Source organism: Adonisia turfae CCMR0081, from assembly GCF_011009555.1.
In the GTDB taxonomy this organism is placed as follows: Bacteria; Cyanobacteriota; Cyanobacteriia; order Phormidesmidales; family Phormidesmidaceae; genus Leptothoe; species Leptothoe turfae.
The window spans coordinates 43,703-55,211 of sequence record NZ_QXHD01000003.1; the positions used below are offsets into that span (position 1 = coordinate 43,703).

Annotated in this window: 11 protein-coding genes and 1 pseudogene; 8 read left to right on the top strand and 4 right to left on the bottom strand. The window is 48.6% G+C overall.

What is annotated here, in order from left to right; all coding sequences use genetic code 11:
• The coding region (locus tag DXZ20_RS00940; RefSeq protein WP_163696554.1) for a DEAD/DEAH box helicase at positions 1-1,888 on the bottom strand (1,888 nt) is incomplete at its 3' end.
• A 550-nt stretch (positions 1,889-2,438) separates the two neighbouring features.
• Between DXZ20_RS00940 and DXZ20_RS00945 the strand changes: the two genes are divergently transcribed.
• The 8 genes and pseudogenes from DXZ20_RS00945 to DXZ20_RS00980 all read left to right on the top strand — a co-directional run bounded on the left by DXZ20_RS00945 (position 2,439) and on the right by DXZ20_RS00980 (position 9,333).
• Positions 2,439-3,656, top strand: a complete 1,218-nt coding sequence (locus DXZ20_RS00945; protein WP_163695776.1) for a lipid-A-disaccharide synthase-related protein — start codon at positions 2,439-2,441, stop codon at positions 3,654-3,656.
• A 59-nt stretch (positions 3,657-3,715) separates the two neighbouring features.
• Complete coding sequence (locus tag DXZ20_RS00950; RefSeq protein WP_163662831.1) at positions 3,716-5,449, top strand: ABC transporter ATP-binding protein; 1,734 nt, start codon at positions 3,716-3,718, stop codon at positions 5,447-5,449.
• A 305-nt stretch (positions 5,450-5,754) separates the two neighbouring features.
• A complete protein-coding gene (locus DXZ20_RS00955; RefSeq protein WP_163695779.1) occupies positions 5,755-6,318 on the top strand; it encodes a Uma2 family endonuclease in 564 nt (187 codons plus the stop codon).
• A gap of 176 nt (positions 6,319-6,494) precedes the next feature.
• Positions 6,495-6,971 (top strand): annotated as a pseudogene (locus DXZ20_RS00960) (REP-associated tyrosine transposase).
• A 472-nt stretch (positions 6,972-7,443) separates the two neighbouring features.
• Complete coding sequence (locus DXZ20_RS00965; protein WP_163695781.1) at positions 7,444-7,707, top strand: hypothetical protein; 264 nt, start codon at positions 7,444-7,446, stop codon at positions 7,705-7,707.
• 267 nt (positions 7,708-7,974) lie between these two features.
• Positions 7,975-8,205 (top strand): DUF433 domain-containing protein, encoded by a 231-nt coding sequence (locus DXZ20_RS00970; RefSeq protein ID WP_163695783.1) that lies wholly within the window; start codon positions 7,975-7,977, stop codon positions 8,203-8,205.
• Positions 8,202-8,426 (top strand): DUF5615 family PIN-like protein, encoded by a 225-nt coding sequence (locus DXZ20_RS38405; protein ID WP_348917916.1) that lies wholly within the window; start codon positions 8,202-8,204, stop codon positions 8,424-8,426. Before DXZ20_RS00970 ends, DXZ20_RS38405 begins: the two co-directional genes overlap by 4 nt.
• Positions 8,427-8,859: 433 nt before the next feature.
• Positions 8,860-9,333 (top strand): hypothetical protein, encoded by a 474-nt coding sequence (locus DXZ20_RS00980; RefSeq protein ID WP_163662820.1) that lies wholly within the window; start codon positions 8,860-8,862, stop codon positions 9,331-9,333.
• 309 nt (positions 9,334-9,642) lie between these two features.
• On the opposite strand, the gene DXZ20_RS00985 is transcribed toward DXZ20_RS00980, so the two are convergent.
• From DXZ20_RS00985 to DXZ20_RS00995, 3 genes are all read right to left on the bottom strand, one after another.
• Positions 9,643-10,266: a TenA family protein gene (locus DXZ20_RS00985; protein WP_163662817.1), complete on the bottom strand. Its 624-nt coding sequence runs from the start codon at positions 10,264-10,266 to the stop codon at positions 9,643-9,645.
• A gap of 44 nt (positions 10,267-10,310) precedes the next feature.
• Entirely contained in the window at positions 10,311-11,162 is an 852-nt protein-coding gene (locus tag DXZ20_RS00990) for an alpha/beta hydrolase (protein WP_163695786.1), read from the bottom strand.
• 66 nt (positions 11,163-11,228) lie between these two features.
• On the bottom strand, positions 11,229-11,509 hold a 281-nt coding region (locus DXZ20_RS00995; protein ID WP_163696556.1), incomplete at its 5' end, for a PEP-utilizing enzyme.

Here is an 11,509-nt window from a genome sequence, read left to right on the forward strand (position 1 = left end):
ACGCTTGGGGAACAGCTTGAGCTACCGTAGCCGTAGTTTCATCGCCAGGGCATTTGTTGCCCGCTTTCATGGTGAGAGCATCAGGTGGAATCAGGTGATCCACCGCAGCGATGCGCTCATATTTTTCATACAGCGCAAAAACATCGCGGGGAGCTGCCATAAGCCATTGGTTATCACCGGTCAGACATACTAGATAGGGCACCTTGTTTGGCCCCTGTAATTTAGTGACCAATACCGCTGGTATCGGGTTGGCGACGGGGATATGTTTTCCCTTGAGGGATAGAACTGTGCCTGCGATCGCAAAGTTGATCACCGTGTGTAGATCGCCAGTCAATGTTTCCGTGGCCTGCTGATCCAAAATTTTCAGCAGTCGACGTTCCTCCCGCAGGTGTTCCTTTAATTTGGCATATTCGGCAATTTGCCCATCGCCAACGGCTGCCAACTGTTCACGAATCAGCTCAATATTATGCTCTACATCATTAATGGCCTGTTGTTGGGGCGTCAGATGCAGGGTGGAAAGATATTGACCAAAACTGCGTTCGACTAGATCGCGGGTCTCCTCCAGGGAATGGGTTTGGAGTAAATTCAGCACCATGCCATAGCTAGGGGTGAACTGACTGACCAGTGGGTCTGGTTTAGCCAGGGCTAAATAGCCAGCTTCCCTGGCCCCCTCAAAGGGAGTTTCTACGGTAACCACATGGCCTTCTACATCCATGCCCCGTCGCCCTGCCCGTCCTGCCATTTGCAAAAATTCTGAGGCATGGAGCAGTCGATGACCGCTATCGGTGCGCTTTGACAAACTAGAAATCACTGTGGTGCGCGCAGGCATATTGATGCCTGCTGCCAGGGTCTCGGTGGCAAAAACAACCTTGATCAATCCTGCCTGGAAGAGTTCTTCCACCAGACCTTTCCACGCAGGCAAAAGGCCTGCATGGTGAGCGGCAACTCCTCGATAAAGCGGTTCTACCTGGCCCGCCCGAGCCGCTTCCGGATTAGCAGTTAAGAATTCATCAATCCGCTGTTTGAGAGCTCGGGTTTCTAAAGGGTTAACCAAAGAAAGGCTACTAATGTTCTGTACCGCCTTGTCACATCCTTTACGGCTAAAAATAAAGAAAATGGCTGGCAGCATATCCTTTTGCTGGAGCTGGGCAACCAGAAATTCATTGCCAGCAGTCATGGCCTTTTTCTTTTGCCCCTTCTGGCGGCGAGGGGGCTTGCGATGTTTTTTAAGCCGATCGTGGAGAGCCGTTTTCTTGCTATTTAGGAGTGGAAAGATGCCTTTACCCGTTCCAAAATGCATATTGAGGGGAACAGGACGAAAGTCAGAATAAATCAGCTGACTGGGGCCATGAATCTTCCCAATCCAGTCGGTTAGCTGATCGCCATTGGCTACGGTGGCTGACAGCCCCACCAGTTGAATTTCTGGGGGGCAATAAATAATCGACTCTTCCCAGACAGTGCCACGTTGGCGATCGTTCATATAGTGGCATTCGTCCAGAATTACCGCCTGCACATCCTGAACGGCATCCCCAACTTCTCCCATGGTGGTGCCATAGAGCATGTTGCGAAAGATCTCCGTGGTCATCACCAGAATGGGGGCATCCCGATTGATGGACATATCCCCTGTGAGTAGACCCACCTGGTTATGGCCGAACTGCTCACGAAAATCCCGCAGTTTTTGATTCGACAGAGCCTTGAGCGGTGTGGTGTAAAACACCCGTCTATTGAAGTGAATCGCTCGGTGGATTGCATATTCACCAACCAAGGTTTTACCGGAGCCAGTGGGGGCACAGACGATTACGGACTGTCCTTTATTAAGCGCCTCAATAGCGTCGATTTGAAACGGATCGAGCTGAAACGGAAATAAATTTTCAGGTGCTAGGACCAAAACCTGGAAAGACCTTTACGTAATTGGGGAGTTTGACCACCTCATTGTGCCAGAGGAGTGTGGATGTTGGGAGAATTAATAGTAGGTATAGAGTTTAAGGCAAAATGTTTGTCAAAAGATAGGGGGCAAGAATTTAGGGGGCAATATCTCCTGATTCCCTGCACCTCCACCTAACCCAGATTTCTAAACTATAAGTTGATATCCATGATATGTGCCTAGTATCTAAACGAATTAGATAAATCCATGATGAAGAAATAGACAACCACTTTAATCACTAAGACTTGAGTCGCCTGATGTTGTCATCGGACAGCTTTCCTTCTGCCAAGTTTTTGAATCATTAGGGAACTTGGGCGGGTGACCTCCGATATGGCGGGGTTGCCACAAGGCGCAGCCCCTACGAGATTAGGCGCAGCCCCTACAAGATTGTCGATGAAAGACGATTCGTGACAATCTCCCGAGCGGTCTCAATCTACTGGTAAATGGTCTCCAGGCTGTACTATGGACTCAGCGAAATCCCTGTCGATCTGCTCTGGTCAACTGCCGTCTACCCATGTCCCATAAACTCCTATTTATTAGCAACGGCCATGGAGAAGATAACCATTCTTCCCACATTATTCGTAGTCTTTGGGAGCTAGAGCCGGAGCTAAATATTGCGGCTATTCCAATTGTGGGTCAGGGCCATGCCTATCGCAACATTAATGTCCCTATTGTGTCACCGACGCTGACATTACCGTCGGGAGGGTTCACGTATACTAATCGTCTGCGACTGCTCAGTGACATTCGTGCTGGGTTACTAACCTCGACGTTGCGACAGATTCAAGCCGTACGAAATTATGCCCCCAGCTGTGATTTAGTGTTTGCTACCGGAGATGTGGTTGGGCAATGTTTTGCCTATATTAGCGGTAAACCCTTCATTTCATTTACCTCATCGCTGTCTGCCATGTACGAGGGAACGCTCAAGATTGACATGGTGCTCAAGGCAGTGCTTAAGTCTCCCCGTTGTTTAACGCTGTTCTCGCGGGATGCTTACACGGCTAAAGACTATCAAAAACAGGGATTGGCTAAAGCCCAGTTTGGGGGGATTCCGTCTCTTGATCGGCTAAAGCCAAAGGGCAAAGACTTACAGCTGGATGTTGCTCGACCGATGATGGCCCTACTACCGGGCTCGCGAATGCCCGAAGCTATGCACAATCTGAAATTGCTTTTGGGGTTGGTGGTGGAAATTGCCAAACTCAATCCTCAAGTTCAGTTTTGCGCTGCTTTAGTGCCTGACGTTATGGCCTCTCTAGAGACCATTTCGGCTGCTGATATTGGCTGGCATTGTGCTCCAGGCAAACTGACTTATGTGGTGGATGGTGAAGTAATCGCCACTGTCCTATGCTTTAGTGATGCGTTTAGTGACATTGTTTGCCACACTGATCTGGTTTTAGGTATGGCCGGTTTAGCGGTGGATCAGGCCATGGCCATTGGTAAACCCATTTTACAAATTCCTGGACCCGGTCCCCAGTTTACCTATGCTTTTGCTGAAGCCCAGGAGAGACTGTTAGGCCTTTCTGTGAAAACGATTGGTACTAAGCCAGCAACGTCGGCCATCTTCAAAGAAGCTGCCCAGTATGCCGTCAAGACTATCCAGGATGAGGCGTATATGAAAGCCTGTGTTGCCAATGGTCAAGAGCGATTTGGTCCGTTTGGTGCGTCCTATCGCATTGCCAAAGTGGTGCTAGATACTTTGGAAAAGCTGGATGCTGGAGTGATTGTGGCAGCTTGAGGGTGCGATCGCACCTGCTTGTCAAGTATTGTGAGTTTTGAATTTGAGTTAATGACACTATGGTCCAACGACAGCGCTCAGTTTATTGGCAACTGCTGCCTTTTTTAAAGCCCCAGTGGCCACTGTTTTGCTGGTCGTTTGTGTTCATTGTTTTTTATGTACTGACCACAGTTACGCTACCTTATCTGGCGAGTCAGGTAACTTACTACATCAGTCAGGGACAGGTTTCGAATATTGCCAGGTGGTTAGGGCTGACCACCATGGCGTTCTTAATTCAAAACTTGTTTCAATATGGGGAGAAAGTTTTTTCGATTCGTGCTTCCCTAGCATCGGTACTGGAGTTGAGAAAAAAAGTCTACGCCCACTTACATCGCCTCAGCATTGATTATTTTGCGACTGCTAAAACGGGTGATCTTTCCTATCGTTTGACTGAGGACATTGATCGGATTGGCGAAGTTATTTATAAGATGTCGCAGCAGTTTATCTCCTGCGTCTTGCAGCTAATTGCCATTCCCATCTATATGTTTTATCTCAACTGGCCCCTGACCCTGGCAGGCTTTTTGATTGCACCGTTGATGGCCTGGCTAATTGGCAGCTTTGGTAATCGCATGTTAGCCCTCTCTCGCCGCAGTCAAAATGAAATTTCTAATCTCTCTTCTTTATTGACTGAGGTATTAGGCAACATCCGAGTGGTCAAAGCGTTTGCTGCTGACGACTATGAGGTGGGCCGCTTTAGCAAGGTGGCCGATGAGAATCGCATTGCTAAATATCGCACTGAGCATCTGACTGCAATTCAATATCCCGTGGTGGGCTTTTTAGAAGCAGTCAGCATTATGTTTCTGTTTTTGCTAGGCGGTTGGCAAATTGCGCTGGGTAACTTACAACCAAAGGAGTTTGTGAGCTTTTTGGTGGCTGTAGCCTTGTTAATCGACCCGATTAACTTAGTGACGCAGCACTATAACACTTTTAAACAAACTGAAGCCTCTGTTGAGCGAGTATTTGACATTTTTGCAGAGGAGCCCAGCCTGAGTGAGCGACTGAATGCTCAAGACTTGCCGCCGATTACGGGTAAAGTCGAGTATCGTAATATTGACTTTGCCTACACGCCTGGCAAGCCAGTGTTTAATAATCTTTCACTGTTTGTACAGCCAGGAGATGTGGTTGCTTTAGTGGGGCCATCAGGGGCTGGAAAAACAACCTTGGTGAATCTGTTAGCGAGATTTTACGATCCGCAAGCTGGCGAGATTTTAGTCGATGGTACCAATGTGCGAGATGTGACTTTAAAGAGTCTACGTCAGCAGATTGGTATTGTTCCCCAGGAAACAACATTGTTTTCAGGCACCATTGCGCAGAATATTGCTTACGGTCAGACGAATCTGGATTATGACGCTATTGAAGCAGCCGCAAAGATTGCCAATGCCCACAATTTTATTGAACAATTCTCCCAGGGGTATCAAACCTGGGTAGGAGAACGCGGCGTTAATTTATCCGGTGGTCAGCGACAGCGCATTGCCATTGCCCGAGCAATTTTGTTGAATCCACGTATTTTGATTTTGGATGAAGCTACATCGGCATTGGATTCTGAATCAGAAGCCTTAGTGCAGGAGGCTCTGGAGCGAGCGATGGAGAATCGGACGGTATTTGTGATTGCCCATCGGTTGAGTACGGTGCGCAAAGCGGATCGAATACTGTTTATTGAGAATGGCCAGATCGCTGAAGCAGGTACCCATTTTGAACTGTTAGAAAAGCGTGGCCGATATGAACAGTTTTATGCACAACAGTTTAAAGAGTAAGAGTCCCCACCCTGCTGCCCCTTATCCATTGCTGAATTTTCTTAAACTCTGCCATTCTCCCATTAGGGGGCGTATAGCAATAAGTTCCAGGTTTTGACTGTAGATGGGTAGATGGGAAAAAGGCATCCACTCATCCACCCATCCACCCGAATCATTTTGATGTCACATCAGCTTCAATGGCAATGTCTTAAAAAGGGGCAGATTGCTGAGGCGGGAATGCTTGAACGCTATTGGAAAAGGGACGCTGGTGGGTCGACTGTGCTCAGTCACGACGTTATATTAGGGCTATGTCAAAGGGCTTAACCATGGTTGCGGTATCGGCCAAGCGATTTACAACGGACGAGTTTCACCGGTTGGGTGAGCTGGGTTTCTTTGGTGATGGACCGGTTGAATTAATTCGGGGTGAACTGATTGAAATGGCTCCAAAGCGTACGCCCCATTCTGTGTGCAATACACGATTGGTGCGACGGTTGATTTTATTGCTGGGGGAGCAGGCTACGGTGCGGGGGCAGGAGCCGATTACGTTGTCGGATTATAGTGAGCCGTCGCCGGATGCGGTGTTAGCAAAATATCGGGAAGATGATTATTTGGAAGGGCATCCGGGAGCGGCGGATTGTTGGGTGGTGATGGAGATTTCGGACTCGACGCTGGGGTATGACCGTAGTACGAAACTTGCGCTGTATGCGGAGTCAGGGATCTTGCATTATTGGATCTTTAATTTGGTGAACCAGCAGTTGGAGGTTTACCGTGAGCCCTATGAGGATAGTCATGGGGAATATGGCTATCGACAGAAGGCGATTTACCTGGCAACGGAGCGGGTGGAGTTGCCAGTGGGGGAATGGTTGGAGTTGGATGGGGTGTTTCCGTAGGGTGCCGTTAGTGTTAACGTAACGCACCGCATGGTTTTTACTGTTTTCTGAAGCGATGAGCCAGAGGGTGTTGGGTTTCGCAGGCTCAACGCCAACCTACAGATGTCGGCGGATGTGGAGGCGATATTTTTGGAGGTGAGCTGCCTATTCTGAGGAGGCAAGAATGGTTAAAAGGGATGCAATATCGGCGGTTCCGACGAGAGGGAGGCACGTATTTTTTTACGGTGGTGACCTACAATCGGCAACAATTATTTGATACGCCGGAAATGGTAGAGTTGTTGCGAGAATCATTCCGTACGGTAAAACAACGTCATCCATTTACCATTGATGCCATAGTGGTTTTACCGGATCATCTCCATTGTTTATGGACCTTGCCAAAGGGAGATGCTAATTTCTCAACCCGTTGGCGTTTGATTAAAAGTGAATTTAGCCGCCATTGTCCTGAGCAATATAAATAACCATGCTCCCTTGCTCGTTATAAGAAACAAGAACAGGCTACCTGGCAACGTCATTTTTGGGAACATCTGATCCGGGACGAAAACGATTTTATTCACCACGTTGAGTATATTCATCACAACCCAGCCAAACATGGTCTTGTTCAAAATCCTTACGATTGGCCCTATTCCAGCATTCACCTCTTCAGGCGACCGTGATCTGAAGAACCCATAAACCGTAGGTCGGGTTGAATTTATGAAACCCGACTTGCCAAAATCTCTCGACGTAAATTGATAAAAATGCATGGTGTACATTTATGCGATTAAAATTTACCGTTCAAAGTCATCTCTATAAAAAATGTTAAGGATGTTGGGTTTCGCGGGCTCAACGCCAACCTACAGATCCTGGCAAAGCGTACAGCAGCAACACTTGCTTGACTCATCGATCTGGGGCTGATAGCCTACACAATAAGCAACTGACCCAGTTGTTTTTCGCACCCAAAAAATTAGCTGCGCGAGATGGCGGTGCTACCAACACCACCACCCCGCTAACCCTTCCAACTGCTACTACCAGTTGGTGAGCTGTGAGCATTTTACAGCCACCCTGATTTTAGTTGCAGGGTGGCTAACTTTTTGGGGGCTTTCCTCCCTGTCGTCTCGTGGTTAAACACCCACAAAGGAAAACGCCCCTATGACCTTCTCAAACCAGGCACCCCCAACGGGTATGCCGCCCAGTCTACCTGCCGACTTTTCCAGCAGCCAGCCTCCAGGCAGCTCCATTCGCCATATCCTGCTCGGTCACCCCAGCCACATCCGCCAAACCATTCACCTGCTGCACAATCTACGGTACGTAGAAACCAGCCAGTGGAGTCCCCTGATTGAAGTGCCTGATAATCGTCTGATCTTGAGGCCAGAGCCGGACGAGGTTATTAGTATGTTGGTGCGGCGATTGTAGGCCTGTGCAATGAGCCAGAGGCTCAGTGGCGGTGCTCAGTCAGAGACTGGGCACCAGGATCAAAAGTACCTCAGCCATTAGTAACAGCAGGGTTGTAGTCGTACCTCCAAAATCTTTTGCAGAAACCAGTCGATCCATATATAAAAGCTGTTGCGTTACGCTACGCTCACAGCACCCTACAAGCGTTGAAGAGCGGATAAACTTCACCACCATCAAAAAGTTGCCTAGAATAGTGAGCGAATATTGCTGTTAATCGACCTTAGGTCAATGCCAGAATTTACTAGAATTACGTGGAATCCAGAAGTGATGGGGGGTAAACCTTGTATTCGTGGTTTACGTGTCACGGTGAGTACTGTTTTAGGATTAATGGCCGCAGGACGCACATCTGAGGAAATTCTGGTGGCGTATCCCTATTTAGAATCTGCAGATTTGCAAGAATCGCTAGCCTATGCGGCATGGCGTGTGGATGAGGTTGAAGTGCCACTTCAATCGGCATGAAAATTCTGATTGACATGAATTTGTCACCGGCTTGGGTAGGCTTTTTTGCTAACGCTGATATTGAAGCTGTGCATTGGGCTACAGTGGGTGACCCCAGGGCACCAGATCGGGATTTGATGCAATGGGCTCAAGAGAATAAAAATGTAGTATTTACCCATGATTTAGATTTTGGCGCTTTGTTAGCAGTCACCCACCCATTGCTCCAAGCGTGTTTCAGGTAAGAACGCAAGACACGTTACCTGATGCTATTGGTGAGTTGGTGCTGATGGCTTTGCAGCAGTTCAGAGAGGAGTTAGTTTCTGGAGCACTGGTCACAATTGACGCGAAACGTATGAGGGCTCGTGTTTTGCCAATTACTCCTCCAAGTCAAAAATGAGCTGGCTGTTGGGGACATTTCTTGCAAAGTTTTCAATGTTGTGTCGAAGAGATGGTTATAGATTACATCGTGTAGCATCACTTAATAAATTTTCTGAAATTAAAACTAATTTCGTGTAATACGTAGCCCAAAAAATCCCGAGACTTCATCAGCCAATTCTTTTAACCCACTCACCGACTTCTCAGCGCTTCCTCAAACTTGGACTGGGCCAGACCATTATTGTTCTGCGTAGAAGCACTGACGTGCTTTTTCAAAACTCAATCCGAAAGGAGTAACCCGTGAAAAAATTACTACTGAATGGATTAGCAGCCCTGGCGATGACATCGACTGCTGCTATGGTGATGACCCCTGCTGCCAATGCAGTGTTTATAGCGGCCACCGTATCCGATGCAGGCGTGCTCAGACGTGGTCAAGATCACTACTTTGAAGTATCCGTTGAAGGCGACCCCTTACAACGTGTCCGTGTTCAGTGCATCACTTTCCATGAACTGGATGGCCTCGAAATTTTTGTTGGAGATAAAGCGGTTGAACCTTCTGTTAACTACGGTTTTGAAGAATTCACCCTCACATTTGCTGAACCCATACCTACTGACGAGACAATTCGAATTGTCATGAAAAACTCTCGGGTACGCGGCACAGTCAATGCTGGTATCGATGTGCCTTACCGGGTATATGGCACCTATCCTAACCTGGGAGCTGAAGTTCCCCTAGGTACCGCCGTTATTAGAACTCCTGGTGGTGGTAGTCGATAGTTAAAAACAACCCGCTCAGATGTGCTCATGCTGGGCGGGTGTTTCCAATATTCTCCACAATCATGGTTAAAAACTTGACTGCTATTTTTTCGTGAGATTTTTTACACGCAGCTACTGGCTGACCTTAAGCAACGGGGTAAAACCCTCTTGGTCATTAGCCACGATGATCATTACTTTCACCTGGCTGACCGCATTATCAAGCTTGACTATGGCCGCATTGCGTCAGACGGTGCGATCGCACCTTAGGTACCTGAACCCAATAACAAATACCCAATAACTGACACCCAATAACTGACACCCAATCACCCATCAACTACCTTCATAGGCCATTTGCCAGAAATCTTTTTCTAATCTAGCAATGGTGAGAAATGCAGTTTCAGCCTGAGCTTGAGTGGTCTCGTCTGTATCTTGTAACGCACTGTCAGCCTGTTGGGCCAGCAGCTCGACATAGGTGGTAAAGGCAGCATTACCCCAGCGGTCAGCAAATTCTGCATAGGGAGCGGGCATGGGGCTATGACCTTGCCAACCCTGGTTATAGGCCAGTTCAATGGCCCAAAAAGCAGTGGCTTTGACAGGATAGGGCTGTTGGGTCAAGCCTGCCATAAATTGGCAGTAGGTTTTACACGTGGGCTGTAGCGCCTGGTTGAGGTTGAGCTGACGTTCGGTCGCCTTGGCCTGAAACCAGGTCAGTTCGTCTTTGAGGGCGATGATGCCCCCCAACAAAATATCTAAGTGAGCGGTGGGAGCTGCCTGGATTAGGTTGGCTGCAAATCGTGTGAATTCAATGACAAAATGGTAATCCTGTACCAGCCAGGTGTTAAATTGTGCGGCTTGGATCGAGCCCTGCTGGCATTGGGTGAGAAAGGGGTGCACAGTGGCAGCTTGCCACTGGTTTGGGTATTGGGTGAGGAGCTGTTGACAGGTGAGGGGCATGGGGGAGAACTGAAGGAATCTGTCAGAAATGTTTGAACTTAACGTTAACGAGAGAGATGGTTGTCTAACCATTCAATAACATCGTCCATGACCTGATTGCGGTCTAGATCATTATGGGGCTCATGGTAGCTGCCAGGATAAATTTTGAGGGTTTTGTCTGACGTGATGCGTGCAAAAATTTCTTCGCTACCTTTGACATCATTGACTTTGTCAGCACTGCCATGGACTAGCAAAATCGGCACCTGTAGCTGGGCAATATTGCGACGGACGGTTGCGATCGCAACCAAACATTCTGTTCCCCACCGCACTGTTGCCATGGAATGGGTGAGCGGATCGTCCTCAGTTTGATTCACAATGGCCGGATCGCGCGATAGGGTTTCTGCCCCAGCCCCCACATCCATCGAAAAGCGAGGCCAAATGCCAGACAGCGCTCGGGCAATCACCACTAGGTAGGGCTTGGCAATGCCTACGGGTCGGATGGGCGGACCGCTAATGATAATCCCTGTCAACCCTTGGGGGGCATTGAGCGCAAAGTCTAGAACAATCAACCCGCCTAGACTATGGCCTAGAACAAACAACGGCAGATTAGGCTCATGCTGCCGTACTTGAGTCAGGAAGGCCCTGACGTTATCGCGGTAATCTTGCCAACGGTTAATATGGCCGCGCTGCCCCTCAGACCGACCATGACCCTGGTTATCAAAGCCAAAGATGGCATAGCCTGCCTGGGTGAGGGCGGTGGTGACGGTGGAGTAGCGATCGCAATGCTCGCCAAATCCATGTACCAGCGCCAATATTGCCTTGGCAGTCCCTGATGGATACCACGCCTGATAAAACAGCGAAAGCCCATTGGCACCGCAAAATCTATTTTCGAGTTGAGGCACTTGGATTGTAGTCATCCTGGGAACATGAGCGGACAGTTGTCTACTTATCTGTAATGTTACAAAACATTGCAGAGTCTGATTTTACAGGATCTCAACGGTGCCCTGTTGGCCATCAATCCGCACTCGCTGACCTGTGCGCAATCGCTGGGTCACGTCGGTCACATCCATCACTGCTGGAATCCCATATTCCCGAGCCACGATGGCTCCGTGGGAAAGTTGTCCCCCGACTTCGGCGATTAAGCCACCTAAGTTTGCCAGCAGAGGGGCCCAGCCCGCATCGGTATAGGGCACCACTAAAATCGTGTTTTGGTCGATGGGCACCGTAGTGTCCAATGTGTTAAGCACTTGGACTTTGCCCTCTA